Origin of the sequence: Streptomyces sp. AC512_CC834 (assembly GCF_019049325.1) — a bacterium.
GTDB lineage: Bacteria > Actinomycetota > Actinomycetes > Streptomycetales > Streptomycetaceae > Streptomyces.
This window is the reverse complement of sequence record NZ_JAGMUO010000119.1, coordinates 1-210: the sequence shown is the minus strand read 5'-3', so window position 1 is coordinate 210 and position 210 is coordinate 1. Positions and strand designations below refer to the sequence as shown.

General features: G+C 67.1%; 1 pseudogene. It reads left to right on the top strand.

Annotation, left to right across the window (positions count from 1 at the left end):
• Window positions 1-210: pseudogene (locus tag KUM40_RS36730) on the top strand (SAM-dependent methyltransferase); the annotation flags it as partial.

Genomic DNA, 210 nt, shown 5'->3' with positions numbered 1-210 from the left:
ACACGGCCGCTTCGCTCTCACCCCCATGGCCGACCTCCTGCGCACCGACGCCCCAGGATCCCTCCACGACCCCTTCCTCATGCTCGGCGAAGACCTCTTCTGGAGGCCGTACGCCCGTATGTACGACACGGTGCGTCAGGGGCGGACCGCGTTCGACGACATCTTCGGTGACGGCTTCTTCGCCCACCTCCAGACCGTCCCCGAAACCGC